This is a genomic window from Dyadobacter sp. (assembly GCF_017744695.1).
Taxonomy (GTDB): domain Bacteria; phylum Bacteroidota; class Bacteroidia; order Cytophagales; family Spirosomataceae; genus Dyadobacter.
On record NZ_JAGIAS010000008.1, the window covers coordinates 22,334 to 42,722 of the forward strand.

The 20,389-nt window shown below is 48.8% G+C and carries 22 protein-coding genes; 2 read left to right on the forward strand and 20 right to left on the reverse strand.

Translation table 11 applies throughout. The features are described from left to right. Positions 1-63: 63 nt before the first annotated feature. The 13 genes from J7619_RS25280 to J7619_RS25340 all read right to left on the reverse strand — a co-directional run bounded on the left by J7619_RS25280 (position 64) and on the right by J7619_RS25340 (position 12,400). Positions 64-1,341 carry an ABC transporter permease gene (locus J7619_RS25280; RefSeq protein ID WP_291205463.1) on the reverse strand — a complete coding sequence of 426 codons (1,278 nt, stop codon included), beginning with the start codon at positions 1,339-1,341 and terminating at the stop codon, positions 64-66. A 6-nt stretch (positions 1,342-1,347) separates the two neighbouring features. After that, positions 1,348-2,097, reverse strand: coding sequence for an ABC transporter ATP-binding protein (locus J7619_RS25285; protein WP_291205466.1), 750 nt, complete (start codon positions 2,095-2,097; stop codon positions 1,348-1,350). Between the two features lie 12 nt (positions 2,098-2,109). Next, positions 2,110-3,141 (reverse strand): BtrH N-terminal domain-containing protein, encoded by a 1,032-nt coding sequence (locus tag J7619_RS25290; RefSeq protein WP_291205469.1) that lies wholly within the window; start codon positions 3,139-3,141, stop codon positions 2,110-2,112. Between the two features lie 4 nt (positions 3,142-3,145). Further along, positions 3,146-3,544, reverse strand: coding sequence for a hypothetical protein (locus J7619_RS25295; RefSeq protein ID WP_291205472.1), 399 nt, complete (start codon positions 3,542-3,544; stop codon positions 3,146-3,148). Positions 3,545-3,569: 25 nt separating this feature from the next. After that, positions 3,570-4,712 (reverse strand): beta-ketoacyl-ACP synthase III, encoded by a 1,143-nt coding sequence (locus J7619_RS25300; protein ID WP_291205475.1) that lies wholly within the window; start codon positions 4,710-4,712, stop codon positions 3,570-3,572. Next, a complete protein-coding gene (locus J7619_RS25305) occupies positions 4,712-5,623 on the reverse strand; it encodes a hypothetical protein (protein ID WP_291205478.1) in 912 nt (303 codons plus the stop codon). Before J7619_RS25305 ends, J7619_RS25300 begins: the two co-directional genes overlap by 1 nt. A 28-nt stretch (positions 5,624-5,651) precedes the next feature. Next, positions 5,652-6,134: a hypothetical protein gene (locus J7619_RS25310; protein ID WP_291205481.1), complete on the reverse strand. Its 483-nt coding sequence runs from the start codon at positions 6,132-6,134 to the stop codon at positions 5,652-5,654. Between the two features lie 43 nt (positions 6,135-6,177). Continuing rightward, a complete protein-coding gene (locus tag J7619_RS25315) occupies positions 6,178-7,236 on the reverse strand; it encodes a methyltransferase (RefSeq protein ID WP_291205484.1) in 1,059 nt (352 codons plus the stop codon). A gap of 8 nt (positions 7,237-7,244) precedes the next feature. After that, a complete protein-coding gene (locus J7619_RS25320) occupies positions 7,245-7,973 on the reverse strand; it encodes a YdcF family protein (RefSeq protein ID WP_291205487.1) in 729 nt (242 codons plus the stop codon). 138 nt (positions 7,974-8,111) lie between these two features. Beyond that, entirely contained in the window at positions 8,112-8,744 is a 633-nt protein-coding gene (locus J7619_RS25325; protein ID WP_291205490.1) for a hypothetical protein, read from the reverse strand. A gap of 26 nt (positions 8,745-8,770) precedes the next feature. Beyond that, the gene (locus J7619_RS25330) at positions 8,771-9,385 is read right to left on the reverse strand and encodes a hypothetical protein (protein ID WP_291205493.1); all 615 of its coding nucleotides are present in this window, start codon (positions 9,383-9,385) and stop codon (positions 8,771-8,773) included. 33 nt (positions 9,386-9,418) lie between these two features. After that, positions 9,419-10,669 carry a phenylacetate--CoA ligase family protein gene (locus J7619_RS25335; protein ID WP_291205496.1) on the reverse strand — a complete coding sequence of 417 codons (1,251 nt, stop codon included), beginning with the start codon at positions 10,667-10,669 and terminating at the stop codon, positions 9,419-9,421. 45 nt (positions 10,670-10,714) lie between these two features. Next, entirely contained in the window at positions 10,715-12,400 is a 1,686-nt protein-coding gene (locus tag J7619_RS25340) for a C45 family autoproteolytic acyltransferase/hydolase (protein ID WP_291205499.1), read from the reverse strand. A gap of 59 nt (positions 12,401-12,459) precedes the next feature. Between J7619_RS25340 and J7619_RS25345 the strand changes: the two genes are divergently transcribed. Then, positions 12,460-13,086, forward strand: coding sequence for a 4'-phosphopantetheinyl transferase superfamily protein (locus J7619_RS25345; protein ID WP_291205502.1), 627 nt, complete (start codon positions 12,460-12,462; stop codon positions 13,084-13,086). A gap of 30 nt (positions 13,087-13,116) precedes the next feature. Further along, on the forward strand, positions 13,117-15,597 hold the full coding sequence (locus J7619_RS25350; RefSeq protein WP_291205505.1) for a PIG-L family deacetylase: 2,481 nt from the start codon (positions 13,117-13,119) through the stop codon (positions 15,595-15,597). Between the two features lie 174 nt (positions 15,598-15,771). On the opposite strand, the gene J7619_RS25355 is transcribed toward J7619_RS25350, so the two are convergent. The 7 genes from J7619_RS25355 to J7619_RS25385 all read right to left on the reverse strand — a co-directional run bounded on the left by J7619_RS25355 (position 15,772) and on the right by J7619_RS25385 (position 20,385). Next, a complete protein-coding gene (locus J7619_RS25355) occupies positions 15,772-16,881 on the reverse strand; it encodes a VWA domain-containing protein (protein WP_291205508.1) in 1,110 nt (369 codons plus the stop codon). Between the two features lie 78 nt (positions 16,882-16,959). Beyond that, a complete protein-coding gene (locus tag J7619_RS25360; protein WP_291205511.1) occupies positions 16,960-17,388 on the reverse strand; it encodes a BrxA/BrxB family bacilliredoxin in 429 nt (142 codons plus the stop codon). Between the two features lie 139 nt (positions 17,389-17,527). Continuing rightward, the gene (locus J7619_RS25365) at positions 17,528-17,839 is read right to left on the reverse strand and encodes an SUF system Fe-S cluster assembly protein (RefSeq protein WP_291205514.1); all 312 of its coding nucleotides are present in this window, start codon (positions 17,837-17,839) and stop codon (positions 17,528-17,530) included. An 18-nt stretch (positions 17,840-17,857) separates the two neighbouring features. Then, the gene (locus J7619_RS25370) at positions 17,858-18,286 is read right to left on the reverse strand and encodes a SufE family protein (protein ID WP_291205517.1); all 429 of its coding nucleotides are present in this window, start codon (positions 18,284-18,286) and stop codon (positions 17,858-17,860) included. Positions 18,287-18,301: 15 nt separating this feature from the next. Further along, positions 18,302-18,679 (reverse strand): DUF5618 family protein, encoded by a 378-nt coding sequence (locus tag J7619_RS25375; RefSeq protein WP_291205520.1) that lies wholly within the window; start codon positions 18,677-18,679, stop codon positions 18,302-18,304. A gap of 52 nt (positions 18,680-18,731) precedes the next feature. Further along, the gene (locus tag J7619_RS25380; RefSeq protein ID WP_291205523.1) at positions 18,732-19,112 is read right to left on the reverse strand and encodes a DUF5618 family protein; all 381 of its coding nucleotides are present in this window, start codon (positions 19,110-19,112) and stop codon (positions 18,732-18,734) included. Positions 19,113-19,158: 46 nt separating this feature from the next. Then, entirely contained in the window at positions 19,159-20,385 is a 1,227-nt protein-coding gene (locus J7619_RS25385) for a cysteine desulfurase (RefSeq protein WP_291205526.1), read from the reverse strand. Between the last annotated feature and the right edge of the window lie 4 nt (positions 20,386-20,389).

Here is a 20,389-nt window from a genome sequence, read left to right on the forward strand (position 1 = left end):
ATTTGTTAATCACTCATGTAATTGCCGGTTACAGCTTTGCGAACCGGCCGGGGAATATCAAACTTAAATAATTCTTTCGAACCTCAACTTAAAATATGTGCCCAATTGGCAAAACACTATAAAAATGCCCAGAAAAGCGAACACCGTCCGCAGATCCTGCCAGCTGCCGCCTTTGAGGAATAATACATAGAAACCTTCCAGGCACCAGTGCAATGGTGAAAAGTTGCTGAAAAACTGCATAAAACCCGGCATTACGAACGTTGGCACCAGAATCCCCCCTATCGCCCCGAAGATGATAATGGATATCGCGCCGAATCCGTTGGCTTGCTGCTCTGTTTTGGCAAATGCGCCGATCATCAAAGCATAACTCACGGCGGCCATACTACTGATGAAAATCACCGCGATGGTGGCAATGACATTGTCGGGAACGCTGAGTTTCGGCAGGCCGAGTTTGGGCAGAATCCAGATGCCCATCGAAAAGGTGAGCGCCACTTGTAACGCCGCTACCACCACGTAAACCGCCATTTTACTAAACATGACCACCATAAATGTGGTTGGCATGGTTTTCAACCGGAGAAAACTGCCGTTAATGCGCTCTTTCACAATGTTGCTACCCAGCGAGACGACCATGAAAAACATCGCAAAAATCGTCCACGCTGGAACGTTATGCTGGGTGGAATTGGGAATGGCAGTCGAGTTATTATTCCGCGCCACGATCTGATCGATGCCGACGCGGTTGGAAATCATTTTGTCTTTCAGCTTCGCAGACCTTTCGGCAATGTCCATGTTGGCATACATACGGTCGATCATCAGCGAGTTTTCGATCACGCTCATGTACGACTGGATCACGCTCATGACCGAATAACTGTAATTCTCCTGCAAAACCGGGTCATTATAAAACGAGAGCTTCGGCATCGAAACCTTTTCTCGCGCCGTTGTGTCGCGTTCCAGGCCCAGATCGTCCATCAGAATCGTGCTCACATCTTCCGCATTACTTTCAAGCCCCGCCGAAAACGTGGCCGGAATGTACAATGCGATCATTTTGCCCCTGGATAATAATTCCGACTTCAACGACTCCTGCGGGATCGCGTTCTGCGAATCGATCTTAAAAAGCCCTGATTTTGTCAGCAAATCCACCAGTTTCCCGCCCTCTTTGCCGTTGTCATGATTGACCACCAAGAGCGGTATCTGGTTCTCATTTACCATCTTATAGGCGCTGTCCTGAATAATGGTAATGATAAAAACCAGCAGCAAGGGCATCAGAAACATCAAGGCCAGCCCTACTTTATCGTTGATCAGCAGGAGGAGTTCTTTGCGTAATGATGCGTATAATTTAAACATAGGCTTTTAATCGCGGTATTCTTCGCCGGTCAGGTTGATGAATAATGTTTGCAGGCTGCCTGCATGGTGAACACTTTTCAAATGCTGCAATCCTCCTGCTGCGATCACCTTTCCATGGTCGATCAGCGCGATATTCTTGCAAAATTCCTCTGCCTCCGACATATGATGCGAAGTATAAACGATGGTCGTTCCGGCCTGATTAACCTGCTGCAAATAGCGGATGATCGCATTCCGGCTCTGCACATCCACGCCTACCGTAGGTTCGTCGAGGAAGAGAATATCCGGTTCATGGATAATGCCGATCGCCAGGTTTACCCGGCGTTTCATACCGCCTGAAAACGTCCCGATCTTCTTGTCAGCCGCTTTTTCAAGGCCCAGTACTTCCAGCAAATGCTCGCGGCGCGCTTCCAGCTTTTGGGGAGGCAGGTTATACATCGCACCGAAGTAATCCAGGTTCTGGCGTGGAGTCAGTTCCTGATAGAAGGCGTATTCCTGGGGAACAAAACCAATGCGGCTTTTTCTCTCACGGTCAGAATAGGGTTTGCCGTTGTAAAAAAACTGAACATCGCCGGTAGAAACAGGGATAATGCCGCAGAGAATCGAAATCAGCGTCGTTTTACCGGCGCCGTTGGGGCCCAGCAAACCAAACACGTCCGACTGCATAATGCTCAGCGAAACCTGTGACAGGCTGTCCTCCTGGGCGGATTTATAACGCTTATACACGTCCCTGATCTCAATGCACACCTGACCCGCCATACCTATCCGCACTTATTTACCCAGTTTCAGGCTGGAAAGCTTCTGAAATGCTTCTTTCTCTACCTGACGGATTTCCAGCATCATATCGGCAATTTCTTCGAAGTCTTTCTGTTCGGTCAGGCGGCCCTTATACACGCCTGACATTTTGATGGCGCTGGCACGCCACATGTCGCCGGCTTTGGTAAAATCCTCCGAAACATTAGCTACGCGGTCGTCCTGCAGATAGGCCGCTGCTTCTTCGAGGAATGCCCCATAAAGGAAACGGAAACCGCCGCCGCCCGTGCCGATTTCTTCCTGCATGCGCACGATCTGACCCAAATAAAGGCTCGCCTTACGCAAACCCAGCTTATCGCGCCATTTGCGGACATGGTTGGAGGTATGACGGATACCATTCACTCCGGCGAAATTGCCCGGAATGCTGAGCATATCCCGCACATTCCGCCGGATACCGGTCACAATGCCTTTACGGATCATATCCCCGGTAATGGGTTTTATTTTTTCGGGGAAATAAATATGCCCCTTAGGAGCGAGCGGGCCTTGTGCGAAACGCACGCGCGAGAGTTCTTCTTTGGAAAGAGAGGTCACATCTTCCATGACCGGGTCGCTTACCAGGTAGCGACCATTTTCCTCGCCGAAGACGATAAGGTTGTGTGCGTTGAAATGGAAGCGGTATTCTTTGGGAAAATAAGTGAGGTGAAAAACGCCCACCTGGCAGCCTACCGGCACGCCTTCCTTTACTTTCTTGTCCAGAAATGCCTCCGCAGCGGCGGGATTCGAAAATTTCTTGCGGGTTACCTCCACACCCAACGACTTGCAGGTCCGTTTGAAAATCGCGCCGGGCATCGTCCGGAACGAGATTGCCGGGCCATTATTGACCGTCAAAAAAGGTATTTGTATGTAAAACAGGCCCGAGCCCATGCCGAATGCCAATGGCTCGGTCATGAAATCCAGGCCGTGGTAACGCAGCAAAGCCGTGGTAACCCCGTTTTCGCAATGGGCGGTCTGGACGTGATGGAATTCATCCGTTTGACTGTCAATATTCACTGGATCAACCTTTAAAATTTTTCAACTCGTCCACTGTAATGTCGAAAGCCCTGGCATATTTTTCCAGTTTTCGCTCGCTGAGACCTTTAAAAACGGATGGCTTGAAATGCCGTTTGATAAAAAACGGGAAGATCCCCGTGTAGCCCGACAGGACCGGCAAATCCATCAGGCGAAGTTCCATAAAATAGTATACCGGGCTTTTTTCGCCATTCGCAACCGCCTTTCGGGCTTCCTCCACCCGCTCGTTTACCTCTTCCCAGGCGCTGTCCAGCGCCTGTTTTTTCACATCCCAGCCCTTGCTCAATGCGGTTTCGTACTTACCGTCGTCGTTTTTGACATAGCATACTTCCCGGGTAAACTTGTCGAGCGCTCCGGGGTCTTGCGGAAGGTCTTCCTTTTTCATCGATATGGGCAGCTTTTGTAGGATTTCAGCACACGGTGAGCAGGCAGAACATATACGAGAATCGCGAGCTCTCGGGTACTGCCAGCAATATTTTTTCGCCCTTTTTCAAAGCCCCGCTATTGAACACCTCTTCGAGCATCATATAAATAGACGCCGCGCCTACGTTGCCTTTCGTTACGAGGTTGGTATACCATTTTTCCTTGGGAATAGGCATACCATTTTCCTGGAAAAACTCGTCGATTTTGCCTTCAAAGAAATAACTTGACAAGTGCGGCAGGAAATAGCTTACATCGTCCATCGTTACTCCTTTTTTTACAAGAATATCTTTGAGTTTGGCGAAACCCAATTTAACAATTTTTTCACCTAATAGCTTCACATCCTGTTTGATACTCAAAACAGAACGTTCCTGGATCTCTTCGGCTGAGAAATCCTTGTAGCTTTTCAATGTGCCGTCTTCCAGCTTGTCGGCGCCCATGTACATACACGCCTCCACCTCATTGGCATACGAGCAGCCTTCAATCCAGTCTATTTTCAGCGAGATTCCTTCCTGGTTCGGAGCCGATTCCACCAGGAATGCGCCTGCGCCGTCAGAAAGCATCCAGCGCAGAAAATCTTTTTCAAAAGCAAGGAAGGGATTCTTTTCAAGGCGTGTCAGCTGCTGGATTTCATCCTCGAACTGGTCCGAACGCAGCACGGTCGACAGGCGCTCCGAAGCGCAGGCAACCGCCTTTTCCTTCTCACCCAGCTTCACAGCCATGTAGGCATATTTGAAAGCGTGCATTCCCGCACAGCACACGCCCGACGGGGACACTACCTCTATCGACGCTGCCTCGGGCAAGTAGCCATGTACCATCGAACCGTGCGAAGGCATCAGTTGGTCGGGGCTGGATGTGGCGCAGCTCAGCAGGTCCATTTGGCCGATTTCGGCCGGATTGCTGCTGAATAGTTCTTTAATAGCAAGAGCTGCCATCTCCGCATTGGTATGCGTAGGCGTTCCGTCTTTGCGCAGCGCATAGTAGCGGTTTTTGATACCGTTATTGCGCAAAACAATGGCTTTTGATTTGGAAGGTTTTCCGTTGATGTATCCTAAGTATTCTTCCATTTCCTCGTTGGAAACGGACTCATTCGGTAAAAACTTGGCAATTCTGGTAATATATGCTTCTGACATTATGATTTGGTTTCTACACCACAAAAGTATTCTTTTTTCTTCTTAATCGCATTGGCAGCGAACGGGGCGATCAGTAACCGGTAAACCGTGACCAGCACCGGCGCCACCATAAAAAGTGCCACGAGCAGGTAGTATTTGAAAAAACCAACCAATCGTTTCCGTTTTTCAGGCGTGGTACCCTTCGTTTTGATCAGGTTAGCCCAGATCCTGAACAGCTTCTTGGCCCGCCCTTCTATAAAAAGGATATCAGTGGGTATGTTAATAAGGCCTGTGGCCATGATTTCCTTCTGTAATCCGCTGTACTCCCGGTTGTCGTAATGCTTTTTGACGATCGCCCCGAAACGGGACGCGCTTTGAATATCTTCATCACTCACGCCCGGCTTCGGAAAAATCCCCCATTTGCGGTCTTTGCGGCCGGTAAGCATCCAATGCAAAATCGTTACTGCGCTGACAAGGTTGGAAACGCGGTCCATCAGCGGGATATTTCCTACCAGCTTTCCTCCTGCATCGGCGATCAGCTTTTTAATGCTTTCCTGCGAATTGAGCCACATATTCCGCCCGCCGATCACCGTTACGATAGGCGTTCCATCAGCCAGGAGTTTAAACTCCTGGCTCTTTAGCAACGACGTTATAGGCAAAGACGGCGACAAAAACCAGGGCTGATAGCCCAGCACGATCAAATCGTAACGCTCCGCACCGAAATGCAGCGGTTTGAGCTCTATCGGGTCTTCCTGCACACACTCGGGCATTTTGTCGAAAAACTCATCCGAAGTCCAGGGAAACACAAAGGATTTTGCGGGAAAAATTTCCAGACGCTCTACTGTTTCAGGTTGAAACGGAATCAGGAACTGATCGATAATTTCATTCAACTGACCTGATTGAGAGTAGTTTACGACTAATATGTTTTTCATTGATCCGTAAAATCCTGTTAATGCTCTTCTATTTGAGATCCGATTCTTTCAACACCTTCGAATCCTTCGCATAATCGGCGATGACGTTTTTAAGGTCGGCGTCCAGCTTGTCGTAGCCCGAAACGACGGCCTGTTTATCGGCATCTATTTCTTTGTTGTATTTTAAAATCCCGGGCGCATGTTCCTGCACGGTCAGGCGCAGGAAACGGAACTCGGTATTGCCCGGGTTACTTTTGATCTCGTCTTCGAGCAGGTGCGCCCCTTTTTTGAACGTCTTCACTTTCCCTCCTACCCCTTTCACAAAACCTGCCTTTTTCATCGTCAGCGCGCCTTTATAGGCATTCACTTTCGATGAGGATTTTTCATTTTCGAGCCGGGCGAGCACTTTATCGATAGATGCTTCTTCGCCGCTCGACAATGCTTTATAGTAAACTCCTTTATCAACCTGCGCATGAGCCGTAAAGACAGCCGCGAGCAGAAGAACAAGGCCAAACGCCACTATTCGCTTCATAACAATCAATATTTACGTATTCCGGATTTAAAAGGATCGGGCATCAAGCCTTTTTCCTGCATTCCAGAATCGTATGATAGCTGTCACCGATCAGCGGGTAGGTGTTAACGACCTCAAACCCAGCCTGGCATACCAGCTCCTTCATCACGCCGATCCTGTACATTTTGCTGTTGCCGTTGGCCATGATGGTGAAATACAAAGATGTCGCCACCAGGCTATAATGTGCAGCAGGATAATTCTGGTTATCAAAAAATGGTTCCAGAATGTACACTGTGGTGTTTTCAGAAGCGGCCTGGTAAGCATTTTCCAGGATCGCCACGATTTGTTCTTTCGAAAAACAATCCAGAAACTGGCTCATCCAGATCACATCGGCACCCTGCGGGATTTTCTGGGTCGTATCCAGCAGGTTGATCGCGTGAAAATCGATACGGTCGGTCAGGCCCCGCTCGGTTGCATTCGCCCGGGCCACATTGAGCTGCACCGGCAGATCGAGTATTTTAATCCGCACATCCGCATCATAGTCACAGCATGCAAACGACCATTTCCCGGTGTTTCCCCCAATATCGAAAAGCATTTTCGGTTTTTTGGCGAACACGATTTTCAGCGCGTCGGGAAATGCGTTGTCAGAGTAATAATGATCGAATTCGAACCAGGAAGTTTTGGCAGGTTCAGGCAAAATCGAGAGTCCTTCATAGATCGTCGGCCAATTACCCAGCTCTTTGAGTCCTTCGGGCTTGCCGTTGACGATACTTTCGGTCATATGGCTCGCGCCCAGGTAACACACGTCTTTCATGAAATTCATGTTCACGCGGGTCATTTCGTCCTTTAAGAGGAAGAAGCCTATTTTACTGATCTTGACAATATCATCTTCTATTTCCACCACGCCCACGATTTCCGCCGCTTCCAGCAAAAGGGTTACGCCGTATTCGGAGACATTCACATTTTCGATAATGTTGGCAATGCTCACTCCCTTGCGGTTTTCGCTGATGTACTGCAAAATGCCCAGGTCCCTGAGCGCCACCACCGACTGAAAGTACATCGGACCAAACGCTATCTTCTGTGCTTCATACTTGGCTTCAATAGCCGACAATTCTTTTTTCATTGTACGCTTTAATTGTTCCCTGATTGTTCGGAAGAGGGTATCATCCGATCCTTATATCTCCTTCTGTACTTTGCCTTTTTCAAATCGTCTTCATGCCAGACGATGTACTTACCCATTGTACCGCGGAAACGTTTGAAAAAACCTTCCTTATCTGACAGTTTGACGAACCCCTCCTTCACCATCGCATTGCTCTGATCTGCTTTTGGCTCGTATACGTTTAATGTTTTCACCGTATCGATCACCGTCGGTAACAAGCCTACCGGAAGCTCATACTTTTTGATGAACTTTCTCATGTAACTTGTCTGTATCGGATCGGTGGAAAGCGCAATTTTCGAAAAGCCGAGGTCTTTTGCAAGGCGGTAGGAATAATATACATTTTCTGTACTGTGCTGGGCTTTTTCTTCGGTGAACAAATGCTCGCGCGGAATCCCCAATGCCTCAGCGTAGTTGGCCATTACCTGGCTCTCGATGTAGGGAGTAGCCACTGCGCCGCCCGAAAAAATGACGTTTTTTGTATAACCTTTGGAATACAGATAATAGGCCCAGTGAATGCGCAGTTGCAATACCATGTCCCATTTTCCACCATTGTAAGGAAAGCCTGGAACGATAACCGCGTCATACGGAGCTTCCTTGGCCCCTTTCGTGAACGCCTTTGCCGCCGAACGGTAGAGCATTTTACCGCAGCTGGTAAAAAGCAGGCATACGAGCAGCAGGAAAAATGAGTTGGCTATGCGCACGATAACGGGTTAGCGGTTTTTTAAACAGTAAGCTGTGAACGTTCACCAGACTCAGGCAAACAGCTCACAGCTTACAAAAGAATGATACGGTATCGGTAATTAATCTGAGCTTTAAAAATAAGCAAATCTATTTACTTTTTAAGCTTTGAACGATTTGCTCCACTTTTTGTAAAGGTTTTTGTCGATCTCCTGGTTAATCTTGTAAACAGCGCCGGCCCAGTAGTTGCGGAAACCAAAACCACCCGCTTTACCTTCGACTTTTTCGGTGTGAATCACCTTTTTAGTGGCCAGGTCGATGAATGTAACCCAGGCAACCAGCTTCTCGGCGTTCTTGTTAAGGCTTTCCACGACATAAACGATCCCAATGCCATCCTTTTCACTTAGTGAATACTTAGCTACCGACTTTTTCACCTGATCTTCGGTAATGCTGTACTCGTCGTCGGTGATATTCTTCTCTACATTCACCGATTTGTTCAAAGTCACCATGTCTTCCACTTTCGACTTGTACTGGTCGTCTTTGAGACTGAATGCTTTTTGCAGCGAAAACTTCTTGGGTTCGAGCTCGATCAGGTTGTTCCAGCTCACGATGTGCTGATTCTGGATGGCCTGCGCGTCCATAAAACCTGCTTTACCAATGTATTTGGCTTGGGTAAAATCAAGGCCCAGGAAAACCAGCTTGGTTTTACCAGCGAAGAGGTCGGCCATGGTGTTATCCGCCTTAACAACGGCAGCATTGAACAACACGAATGCGATCAGTAATAACTTTTTCATACTCTGAGTAATTGGGAACGGTTAGTTTATTTCAGTTTTTTATCCAGAAATGCCGCCAGGGATTTGCCCGCTTTCGCATAAGATTCAGCAATGCGGACGCCGGTATCGAAGTCGAAACCGCCGAACTGGCCGCCTGGAACATTTCTCATTCCAATTTCAGCAACTTTATTGGATTTGTTAGCTGATTCAACCAGGTCTATTTCAAAGTCGACGTAGGCATTCTTGCGCATCACCCCCACGTTGAAGCCGGGCTCGACGAATTTGGTTTTCACAATGAGGGTATATTGTGCGTCCGGACGGGCCGTAACAGCCGTCAGTCCCTTATCTGCCATACCTTTGTTGAAAAGCTCCTCGAACTTAGGCTCATAGCGTGCCTTTCGGTCCTCCACCCATGCCTTTTTCCAGGCATCGCCCTTACCGGCTTCCTTGGCATTATACTCGGCCGATTTTTTATCCAGATACTCCTGCTCGGTGGCAAATTTACCTACTCCAAACTCTGAATAATCGTAGACAACGTTAACGGTTTTCTGGCCCGACAATACGCTTACATCGCCGGAACGGAGGTCGACGCGTTGGGCGAGGGCTGCATCAGCGGCGAGGAACGAAATCGCTATTGCTGACGCATAAATGAACTTTTTCATGATCGTATTTTTATTTTTATGGTAACAGAGGGGTCAAATATAGATCAATTTTTCAGGTTTGCGTTTCTCCTGTTTGTAGATCCGGAAAGTTAGTTCTTCAGCGGTTACGAAAGTTAATGCCGGTGAAACGCGGAGCCTGGATTTGAACAATGAATGCATGGTTTCCTTGAATGCCGAAGTCTGTAACTGCATCGGAAGCACCACGGTGATCTCGTCGTTTCCGAACTCGTTTTTAGATACGACCACCTGATACAATTCGATTTCCTTCACCGCATCCAGCACGTCAAATAATGCCGGCGGGAAGATGGTCGTACCTTTGAATTTGATCATTTGCTGTTTGCGCCCTACCACAGGTCCCAGGCGCGGGCTCGTTCGCCCGCACGCACAAGACTGGTAATACACATGGCAAAGATCGCCGGTCTTATAGCGCAGCAGCGGCATACCTTCCACGCCCAGTGTGGTTACTACCACTTCGCCGAGCTCGCCGTCTTTCACTGCATTGCCTTCATCGTCCACCACTTCCAGGATCAGCAGATCCGGATTCAGGTGCCCTCCTTTGCCTTCACTGCATTCGGTGAATGCCGCTCCCATTTCAGTGGAGGCGTAGGTTGAATACAGTTTCACGTCCCATTGCGAGGTAATGCGCTTACCCAGTTCATTCAATGAGAAATCCGGGTTGCGAATCGGCTCGCCGATACAGATAATGGATTTTATGCTCGAAGCGGCGAAATCGATATCGTTCGCCACGGCGTAGTCGATCAGCCTGGGGATAAATGAAGGGATGGCAATGATCACCGTCGGCGAAAACCGCTGGATCGACTCCCATTGCAGAAACGGGGCTCCCGGCCCTACACGGATCATCCCCGCGCCCATCTTGCGCGCGCCCATCCAGTACGCGAGCCCGGCCATAAAGCGGCGGTCGATCGTAGTCATCAGCTGGTAAATGTCGTTTTCAGAACCTCCCGCACAACGGAACGATTCCGACTCGTTGGTAGCAAGCCTTTCGACATCCGAGTCCGTAAGGTAAAATGCTACCGGGTCCGAGAGCGTGCCCGAGGTAGTTACGAAATCAGTAATGCGGCTTTTGGGCACACACAGGAAGTCGTCGTTGTATTGCGCCAGATCGTCTTTGGTCGTAAATGGCAGCTGAGCCAGGTCGGCCATCGTTTTGATCGCATCGACGTTGATATTGTGCTCGCGGAAAATACGTTTGTAGTAATTCGAGTAATTAGAAACGTGCAACAAAAGCTGCTGCAAGGCGGGCTGCTGTGTATCTGGACTCATGGCATTCAAAGGTTGGTATGGAAATGCTAAATATGCAACGGGGCATTAATGCTTGCCCTTTTTGCTTTCGGCTATCCGTTCCCGGATTGATTTCTCCTCGTTCAACGAAGAAACTTCATGTTTCAAAGCCTGCTCGTAATAGCCGATCGCTTTGCTGAAATCGCCTTTCTTCTGATGGTACTCACCAAGGAAAAAATACGGGAGGTAACTCTGCGCATTATTCGCGATGAATGCCTCCTCATCCCGTGGCGTCAACGAAAGCGGCGCATCCAGCATCACATATTTAGTGATTTTCTGTCTCACTGATTTAAATGCCTCAAACTTTTTATAACCGGCCGATTCCAGGAAAGGGTCACGGTCAATATCCAGCGAGTCAAATGACTGAAAATGACCTCTTTGCAAAAAAACACGATTCAGGTCATAACCTACAAACGCTCCCAGCTGATAAGGCGGTGCCGAAATCCAGAATTCCTTTCTGGCCGGCTTGAAAACAATACCGTGATGCGCTATGAGCTGGTTGAGCAGTTTGGAATTGCCGTAACCAATGAATTTATCGTCCACACCCTTCTGGTCACGCAAAATGCCCGCGGCCTGGTTGACGTCCATCGGATGCATGCGCCCGATGAGCTGAGTCATCCGGTCGAAACGGGCTTTGGAATCGGTATCTTTAATATTATGGATATTCACCGAATCCTTGATGAAAGCATTGCTCTGGTAATGGTTCGCGCAAACCAGGGCATCCTTACCTGAGTCATACACGTCCATTTTCTGGGGCGATTTCTCGATAATCACCGCTTTATCATCCGCTGCCGAGCCGATCAGCAGCGATTCCGAAACGAATGTCTCGCTTTTAGAAGCGATTTTCCGTGCCTCTTCGATGGTACCCGCATATTGCAGAATCTCCCTGGCCAGAATAGAAATGGGCTCTTTCGCCGCGAATGGAATATCCGATTTCGAGGCATTGAGCGTAACAGTAATACCCTTTTCATTGATGCCCGAAACCACGCCCGTAAGCCCCGCCCACGCGTAGGAGGCGAATTTGTAGCCTTTATCGGGGTTCATAAAGACGATCAGCTTGTCTTCTGCAAATGCATCGCCCATATAAAAGTCGAAGTTGCGGGCAATGAGCAAAGTCGAATCTTCGGTAAGCGAGTGGTTAACCGCAAATGAGGTGCAGCCCACCATGTTCAGGTCGGTCAATGCGTGGCCGATGTCGTGCGCGGCGTGGTAATTGAGAATGCGGTAATATTTGGGGCCTATATAATTGAACTGATCCGAAAACGACTGCGAAACGCCGTAAATTTCCTGCTGATTTTCCTTGGGAATGTATTTGTAAATATCCCGGTTGAACCAGCCTACAAAACCTTTTAATACTTGCAGGAACATCGCACTCGGGATCATTTCCTTAATCTGCCCTACGAAATGTACTTCCTGTTTTTCCATGAGCTCCCGGGCGAGGATGCCGTAAATAAGCCCTCGCTCATAAGGTGCCCCTTCCAGGTACATTTCCCAGATGCCATGCTTGTTTTTCCGCAGCCAGTTGTTACCCACGCGGTAATGGTTCTCCCCCACTTGCTCGCGTTTGTAACTTTCAACAGTTTTAGTACTTTCAAGCTCCGGCTTTGGCACACGGATACGCCAGATGAACAATCCGAAGAGTATCCCGACGATCAGAAGGAAAATGGAGAATGCTTTGAGTGCGGAACGCAGGACTTTGTTTTTAGGCCACATAAAATCAGCTGGACGGGCGCATACTCTGACGCCGCATCTGATATCAAAATTAGCAATAAATGGGTATCGTTTCCATAAAAACCATTTCACCGGTATCGAAACTGGGGCTCTGGCGTATGACCGAACCGTGGGAAGATTTGCTTGGAATGCTCGACTTACCGGCTTCCGAAATGGCGGTATTCGACCGCATTTCGAAAGAAAAACGCAAACAGGAATGGCTGGCTTGCAGGATGTTGGTAAGGGAAATGCACGGAACGAATGCGATCATAGGCTACGACCCGGAGCGCAAGCCGCATCTGGTCGACACAGACGTTGAAATATCCATGTCGCATTCGGGCGAATATGTGTGCGTGTACCTGCGCAAAGGCGCGTCTGTGGGGGTCGATGTTCAGCAGATGAAGCCATCCATTTCAAAGGGGGCATTCTATTTTTTGAATGATGAAGAGCTGCAATGGGCCGACCTGGACAACAATCTGCAAATGCACCTGATCTGGTCGGCCAAGGAGTCGGTATTCAAGTATGCCGGCGATGCTTCTATCGATCTGAAAAAACATATTATCATTCATGCGTTTTCCGGCAACCAAAACAGCCGATTTGAAGTTAACCTGCAAAAAGGGGACTTGCCGGAAACGATACAGATTCAATTTGATACATTTGAAGATTATGTCCTGACCTGGACCCTTTAACCAGCCCAAAATCAACCACCTTAACCCGTTATGCATCGTTTCTTTACGCTCGTACTCGTACTGTTTGCCACCAGGCTTTTCGCGCAGACACCCGCCCTGTCGTCCAGTGAAATCTTTCAAAACATTAAAAAACTCGATGTACTGGGCTCGGTGCTCTACATTGCAGCCCACCCTGACGATGAAAATACGCTGATGCTCTCCTACCTGTCCAAGGACCAGCTCGTGCGCACCGGTTACCTCTCACTTACCCGCGGTGACGGCGGTCAAAACCTGATCGGCTCCGAACAAGGCTATAATATCGGGGTGATCCGTACACAGGAGTTGCTGGCGGCGCGGCGCGTCGACGGCGCGCAACAGTTCTTTTCAAGGGCATACGACTTCGGTTTTTCCAAAACCCGGGATGAAACGCTTAACTTCTGGGACCGTGACAAAATACTCGGCGATGTGGTGTGGATGATCCGCAAATTCCAACCCGACGTAATCATTACCCGCTTTCCACCCGACCCCCGCGCGGGCCATGGTCACCACCAGACCTCGGCTTACCTGGCCGAAGAAGGCTTTAATCTGGCTGCCGACCCGAAAGCATACCCGGACCAGCTGAAATTTGTAAAAACCTGGCAAACCAAACGCCTTGTTTGGAATACATTCACGCCCGGCTTCACCAATAAAGCCCCTAGCGACGAGAAGAACCCGTTCATTTCGATTGAAATTGGCGGTTATAACCCGGTTTTAGGCAAATCGTATACGGAGATTGCCGCATTAAGCCGCAGTCAGCACCGCAGTCAGGGCTTTGGTAGCGCCCCACAACGGGGTGATCGCGTGGATTACTTTCTGCACAAAGTAGGCACGCCGGCGCAAAAGAATCTTTTTGACGGCATCGATGTGAGCTGGAAACGCGTGAAGGGGAGCGAGAAAGTACATGCGCTAATTGCCGCGGCGATTAAGAATTATTCGGTCAATAAACCATCTGCCTCCGTTCCTGAACTTTTGAAAATCAATACAGAGCTGGATAAACTGGATGGGGAAAATATTTATGTCAAAACTAAAAAAGAGGAAGTCAAAGACCTGATCCAGCAATGCGTGGGGCTTTGGTTTGAGACAAATCCCCATGACTTTTCCGGCGTTGCCGGCGACGAAGCGCGAATTAATATCGGTATCGTAAAACGGTCTGATTATCCTGTGAAGCTCGTTTCGCTACGCTGGACAGGCAAGTCGGTGGACAGCGTGTTGAACCTCCCATTGGAAAGTAACGAGATGAATGCTTTCCCAAAAATGGCATTGCTTCCGGCCAGTTTGAAAACCAGCCAGCCTTACTGGCTCGAAAAACCCATCGAACGCGGCATTTTCCAGATCGATAATCAGCAGGATATCGGTTACCCGGAAAACCGTCCGGAAACCAAAACTACCTACAAGTTCGAGATCGGCGGACAGCAGTTCGAATTTGAAAGGCCCTGGGTTTACAAATCAGTCGATCCGGCGGAAGGCGAGATTTACCGGCCATTTGAAATCCGGCCGCTTGTAACGACGACCATTACCGAGCCTGTTTTCATATTCCCTTCCATGGAGCCCAAAACGGTGAACATCGTCGTGGAAGCCCAGCGCAGCAATGTGAAAGGCACTTTAAAACCGCAAATCCCGGTTGGTTGGAAAGCTGTTCCTGAATCGGCCGAATTCAATTTGAGCAATAAGTACCAACAGCAATATTTCTCGTTCATCGTCACGCCACCGGCTGGTAATCAGGAAGCTGTTATCAAAGCCGTGGCGATTGTGAATGGCAAAAATTACGACAAATCGGTCAAGACCATTGCCTATCAGCACATTCCGAGCCAGACGCTTTTTCCAGAATCGGCGGCCAAACTGGCAAAAATCGATGTTAAGATTGGCGCCAAAAACATAGGCTACATTGCCGGTGCGGGCGATGATGTTCCCACCGCCTTGCGGCAGATGGATTGTCAGGTAACGATGCTCAACGAAGCCGCATTGGCCAAAGATCTGAACGTTTACGACGCGATCGTGGTCGGCGTACGCGCGTACAACACGGAGGCGTACCTGAACAATTATCAGGCAAAACTGATGGATTATGTCAAAAACGGGGGAACGATGGTGGTTCAATATACCATTCCCGGCGGGCAAAAAGTAAAGCAAATCGGCCCTTATGATATTGAACTGGGACGCGAGCGGGTGACTGAGGAAGATGCGGAAATGCACTTTCTGCAACCCGAAAACCCCATTTTGAATTATCCCAATAAAATCACGCAAAAAGATTTCGAGGGCTGGATCCAGGAGCGTGGGCTGTATTTCGCCCAGGATTGGGATAAAAAGAACTACGTGGCGCTATTTTCGGCTCACGACAAAGACGAACCAGCCCGCGAAGGCAGTACGCTTTATGCGCAGTATGGCAAAGGGCATTACATCTACACCGGCCTTTCGTTCTTCCGCGAGCTGCCTGCGGGCGTTACTGGTGCGTACCGGCTGTTCGCGAATATGATTTCGGTCGGCCGCACCAAGTAATGAGCGTCGTTGGTCAAGAAGTTGTCGGGTGTTGTCAGAAATGGTGAGGTGTTGTCAAATTTAGTCAGGTGTTGTCAGGAATAGTCAAATGTTGTCAGGAAAGATATGCATTTCTCAAATGACTATATCTGACAATACATGACCACACCTGACCACACCTGACCACACCTAACCCTACTTGACGTTCTTCCGCCTGTTCCGTTGAAAATCTTCGAGAACAAATCCCCCTAGCCCCTGTAAATTGCTGTAATAGGCCCGGCCATTGTTGACCTGCGTGAAATTCTGCACGAACTGTTTCAGGTAAGGATCGGTCGCGATCATGAACGTCGTCACCGGAATGTCGAGCCTGCGGCATTGCGCGGCTAACGTGAGCGTTTTGTTGATAATCTTGCGGTCGAGGCCGAAGCTGTTTTTGTAATAGCGGATACCTTCTTTCAAACACGTCGGCTTACCGTCGGTAATCATGAAAATCTGCTTGTTACGCGTCTTTTTGCGGCGCAGAATGTCCATCGCGAGCTCCAAACCCGCTACGGTATTGGTGTGGTAAGGGCCTACTTCGAGGTATGGCAGGTCTTTGAGCTGGATTTGCCAGGCGTCATTGCCAAACACGATAATGTCCAGTGAATCTTTGGGATACTTGGTCCTGATCAATTCCGCGAGTGCCAATGCCACTTTTTTGGCGGGCGTAATGCGGTCTTCGCCATACAGGATCATCGAATGGCTGATATCGATCATCACCACCGTTGCGGTAGTGGTCTTCTGCTCGCGCTCCACTACTTCCAGATCGTTTTCCATCAGCATAAAATCCCCGATCCCGTGATTGACCTGGGCATTTTTGATGGATTCGGTCATGGAGATCTGGTCGAGCGTGTCGCCGAACTGGAAATCACGGATATCGCTCGTGAGCTCGTCGCCCGCGCCCAGGTGCGGCGTGTGATGGTTACCGCCGGATTTAGACCTTTTGAGTTTACCGAAAATCTCGTCCAATGCACTTTTGCGAATGCTTTTCTCGGCTTTCGGCGTCATAATGAGCCTCCCTTCACCTTCCTGCTTTTCCTCGGTCACATAACCTTTCTTTTTCAGATCGTCGAAGAAATCGCCGATGCCGTAGGAGTCGTTGGTGAGATTATACTGGCGGTCGAGCTGGCTCAGCCACGACATGGCCTCGGAAACATCGCCCGAAGTCATCAGCAGCAGCTGTTGAAAAATATCAAAAAGCTGATCGAACTTGCTGTTGGGCCCTTGCTCGGGCGGAATGTATTTCGTGAAACGGTGTCCTCGCATATCGGCAGGTATTGAAAACAGACGGCTACTTTCAAATGTAATCGAAAGTAGCCGTCCAGTCGTTAAATCGGTTTTGAATTATGCCTCTTCTGTGCAGAATTCTTCAAAAGCCATTTTCAGGTGCTCAGCGATCATTTGTGCCGAGCGGCCTTCGATGTGGTGACGCTCTACGAAGTGGATCAGCTCACCGTCTTTGAACAGCGCTACGGCTGGCGAAGAAGGTGGATAAGGCAAAGTGTACTCACGCATTTTAGCGGTAGCTTCCAGGTCAGCTCCTGCAAACACAGTCGCCAGGTGGTCAGGCTTCACATCGCTTCCTGCGAGCGCCGCGCGCACACCCGGACGTGCAGCACCCGCCGCACAGCCACATACCGAATTGATCACTACCAAAGCAGTTCCTTTGGTGTTTTGCATGAAGTTATCGACTTCCTCGGCGGTTGTCAAATCCTGAAAACCGACATTTACCAGTTCGGCCTTCATGGGAGCCACTAATTGTGGTGGATACATATATGTTAATGTTTAAAAGTTGTTGGTACTAATTTGTACTTCGGCTGTCGGCAATCGGCTTTCGGCCTTTATATTGCCTTGGCTGTCGGCAATCGAAGTTTAAAAAAAGCCGACGGCCGATAGCCGACAGCCCAAGTTCCTACATGAACCCCAGTTCAAGTTTCGCCTCCTCGGACATCATTTCGGTCGAATACGGCGGATCGAATGTCAGCTCCACGCTCACATCGTTCACACCTTCCACTTCACGGATCTTCTGCTCCACTTCGCCGGGGAGCGTTCCTGCCGAAGGACACGAAGGCGACGTCAGTGTCATCGACACAAATACATTGTTGATCGGAAATACTTTCAGATCGTATATCAAGCCAAGCTCATACACGTCGACCGGTATTTCAGGGTCGTAAACCGTTTTGATCGCCCGGATAACTTCTTCTTTCAAATCTGACTCTGACATCGCAAGTCTTATTAATTGTTATGCATTAATTGATTTGGCCTGGAAGGCAAAGCCATATGCCTTCATTTGTTTCAGCATCGCCGCCAGCCCGTTCGACCGGGTTTGTGCCAAATGCTGATGCAGGCCGACTTTTTCCATAAAATACACATCGGCTTTCGCGATCTCCTCGGGTGTGTGTCCCGAAAGTACTTTCACCAGCATACTTACCAGTCCTCGCACGATGATCGCGTCGCTGTCCGCCTCAAATTTCAAAAGGTCGCCGTCCATGTAAGCATTCAGCCACACCCGCGACTGACATCCTTTGATAATATTATCCTCGGTTTTGTATTGTTCTTTCAACGGCGGGAACTGCTTTCCGAGGTCGATAATGAACTCGTACTTGCTCTCCCAGTCATCAAACAATTCAAAATCCGAAATTAGTTCGTCCTGTGTTTCGTTTATGGTCATTGTGTAATTCTATTTTTAAGCCGCTGCCGTGCGGGTTTCAACCCAGTTGATGAGTTCTTCGGCTTCGTCCAATCCTTCTTTTGAGACAACTACATTTCGCTCACCATCGTAGGCCATCGACAGGTGCAGAATGTTATAAATACTATTAAATGTATCCAGGGCCTTTCGATCTATTTTACGAAGATTCTCCTGATACCATTCGGCACTCTTCCTGCCTTTCTTTCCTCCGATAAGAACATCTAATGCAATCAGGACACCGGAATATGCCGCATGTCCGGCTAGTTTAACATACTTCTTATCCTGGTAATATTTCCCCTCCTTCTTAGCCTTATCTCTGAGTAGGTCTTTTGCATTGTCAAGGTACCTTCTCGCTTCCTGTACTGAATTTTCCATAATGCGTATATAGCTAAAAATTGAAAGTAAATAAGCTAGTGTAATTATGCAATCAAGCTGCTGCGGTGCGGGTTTCAACCCAGTTGATAATATTTTCAGCCGTTGTAATTCCGTCAGCAGAAACTCCCGCGGAAATGTTACCGTCGTAACCCATTGCGAGGTGTAGGGTATCATATGCCGAATTGAACGAATCAAGTAATTTCCTGTCAGTCTTACGGAGCTGTTCCTGATACCATTCTACGCTTTTTCTTGTTCCTTTCTTTACATCAAACAATTTATCCAAGGCTACCAACACTCCCAAATAAGCTGCATGTCCAGCCAGCCTGACGTATTTTCGGTCCTGATACACACCATTTTCTTTCCCCGCTTTTTCTCGCAGCAGCTTCTTCGCATTGTTTATATATCTTCTGGCTTCACTTACTGTTTCTTCCATAATGTGTACATAGTTTTAAAGTGATTAATGCCAGTAATTTAAAAAATTATCCCAACATCCGCTTCACCTTATGCAGCCCCTGAATGAGCTTATCGATCTCCTCGGTCGTGTTATAAACAGCAAACGACGCACGTGAGGTTCCGGTAATGCCGAAGCGGTTCATCAGGGGTTGTGTACAATGGTGACCCGTGCGAACGGCAATGCCTTGCTGGTCGAGCAGCACACCGATGTCCTGGTGGTGAATCCCGTCGATGACGAATGACAGCACACTTACCTTCTCTTTCGCCTGGCCGATAATGCGCAATCCTTCGATCTCTTTAACAGCCTCGGTAGCATAGGCCAGCAGTTCATTCTCATAGGCTGCTATGTTGGGCTTACCCAATGCATCCACATAATCCAATGCAAATTTAGCAGCCACCACATCCGCAATGTTCGGTGTACCCGCTTCAAACTTGTAAGGCAGCTCGTTGTATGTCGTTTTGGCGAAAGTCACTTCCTTGATCATCTCGCCACCGCCGCGGTAAGGAGGCATCGCATTCAACAAATCGCGCTTGCCGTACAGGATACCCATACCGGTAGGGCCGTATATTTTGTGCAGGGAAAGCGAATAAAAATCGCAATCCAGGTCTTGCACGTCAATTTCAATGTGAGAGCTAGCTTGCGCGCCATCAATGAGCACTTTCGCGCCTACCGCGTGGGCCTTGGCGATAATCTCCTTGATCGGGTTAATGGTACCCAATGCATTGGAAACGTGCACGACCGATACGAATTTGGTCTTTTCGGTAAGCAACTTCTCGTATTCGTCCATCAACAGCTCACCCTGATCATTGATCGGGATCACTTTCAGGATGCAGCCTTTCTCCTCACAAAGCATTTGCCAGGGCACAATGTTCGAATGGTGCTCCATGGTCGAGATGATCACTTCATCGCCTTCCTTCAAAAATTTCCGACCGTAGGCCGACGCCACAAGGTTGATACCATCGGTGGTGCCGTAGGTAAAAATGATTTCCTCCGGATGCGCCGCATTCAGAAATGCCTGCAAACGCTTCCGCGACTGCTCGAATGCGGAGGTAGCTTTTTCGGCCAAATGGTGAATACCCCGGTGAATATTGGCATTGTAATGCTCATAGTAACCCGAGAGCGCGTCCAGCACCAGCCTTGGCTTCTGGGTCGTTGCGGCATTATCAAAATAGACGAGTTGTTTGCCATTGACGACTTCGTTCAAAATCGGGAAGTCGTTGCGGATGGATGCGATATTGAGGTTGTGGTTCATTGTG

What these genes read in the sequence shown, in the direction of transcription:
- J7619_RS25365 (WP_291205514.1), bottom strand. Translation starts at nt 17,839, where the DNA reads ATGTCAGAGTCAGATTTGAAAGAAGAAGTTATCCGGGCGATCAAAACG.
- J7619_RS25385 (WP_291205526.1), bottom strand. Translation starts at nt 20,385, where the DNA reads ATGAACCACAACCTCAATATCGCATCCATCCGCAACGACTTCCCGATT.
- J7619_RS25340 (WP_291205499.1), bottom strand. Translation starts at nt 12,400, where the DNA reads ATGTGGCCTAAAAACAAAGTCCTGCGTTCCGCACTCAAAGCATTCTCC.
- J7619_RS25335 (WP_291205496.1), bottom strand. Translation starts at nt 10,669, where the DNA reads ATGAGTCCAGATACACAGCAGCCCGCCTTGCAGCAGCTTTTGTTGCAC.
- J7619_RS25305 (WP_291205478.1), bottom strand. Translation starts at nt 5,623, where the DNA reads ATGAAAAACATATTAGTCGTAAACTACTCTCAATCAGGTCAGTTGAAT.
- J7619_RS25360 (WP_291205511.1), bottom strand. Translation starts at nt 17,388, where the DNA reads ATGTATCCACCACAATTAGTGGCTCCCATGAAGGCCGAACTGGTAAAT.
- J7619_RS25345 (WP_291205502.1), top strand. Translation starts at nt 12,460, where the DNA reads ATGGGTATCGTTTCCATAAAAACCATTTCACCGGTATCGAAACTGGGG.
- J7619_RS25280 (WP_291205463.1), bottom strand. Translation starts at nt 1,341, where the DNA reads ATGTTTAAATTATACGCATCATTACGCAAAGAACTCCTCCTGCTGATC.
- J7619_RS25325 (WP_291205490.1), bottom strand. Translation starts at nt 8,744, where the DNA reads ATGAAAAAGTTATTACTGATCGCATTCGTGTTGTTCAATGCTGCCGTT.
- J7619_RS25300 (WP_291205475.1), bottom strand. Translation starts at nt 4,712, where the DNA reads ATGTCAGAAGCATATATTACCAGAATTGCCAAGTTTTTACCGAATGAG.
- J7619_RS25380 (WP_291205523.1), bottom strand. Translation starts at nt 19,112, where the DNA reads ATGGAAGAAACAGTAAGTGAAGCCAGAAGATATATAAACAATGCGAAG.
- J7619_RS25285 (WP_291205466.1), bottom strand. Translation starts at nt 2,097, where the DNA reads ATGGCGGGTCAGGTGTGCATTGAGATCAGGGACGTGTATAAGCGTTAT.
- J7619_RS25315 (WP_291205484.1), bottom strand. Translation starts at nt 7,236, where the DNA reads ATGAAAAAAGAATTGTCGGCTATTGAAGCCAAGTATGAAGCACAGAAG.
- J7619_RS25310 (WP_291205481.1), bottom strand. Translation starts at nt 6,134, where the DNA reads ATGAAGCGAATAGTGGCGTTTGGCCTTGTTCTTCTGCTCGCGGCTGTC.
- J7619_RS25370 (WP_291205517.1), bottom strand. Translation starts at nt 18,286, where the DNA reads ATGACCATAAACGAAACACAGGACGAACTAATTTCGGATTTTGAATTG.
- J7619_RS25330 (WP_291205493.1), bottom strand. Translation starts at nt 9,385, where the DNA reads ATGAAAAAGTTCATTTATGCGTCAGCAATAGCGATTTCGTTCCTCGCC.
- J7619_RS25350 (WP_291205505.1), top strand. Translation starts at nt 13,117, where the DNA reads ATGCATCGTTTCTTTACGCTCGTACTCGTACTGTTTGCCACCAGGCTT.
- J7619_RS25375 (WP_291205520.1), bottom strand. Translation starts at nt 18,679, where the DNA reads ATGGAAAATTCAGTACAGGAAGCGAGAAGGTACCTTGACAATGCAAAA.
- J7619_RS25355 (WP_291205508.1), bottom strand. Translation starts at nt 16,881, where the DNA reads ATGCGAGGACACCGTTTCACGAAATACATTCCGCCCGAGCAAGGGCCC.
- J7619_RS25295 (WP_291205472.1), bottom strand. Translation starts at nt 3,544, where the DNA reads ATGAAAAAGGAAGACCTTCCGCAAGACCCCGGAGCGCTCGACAAGTTT.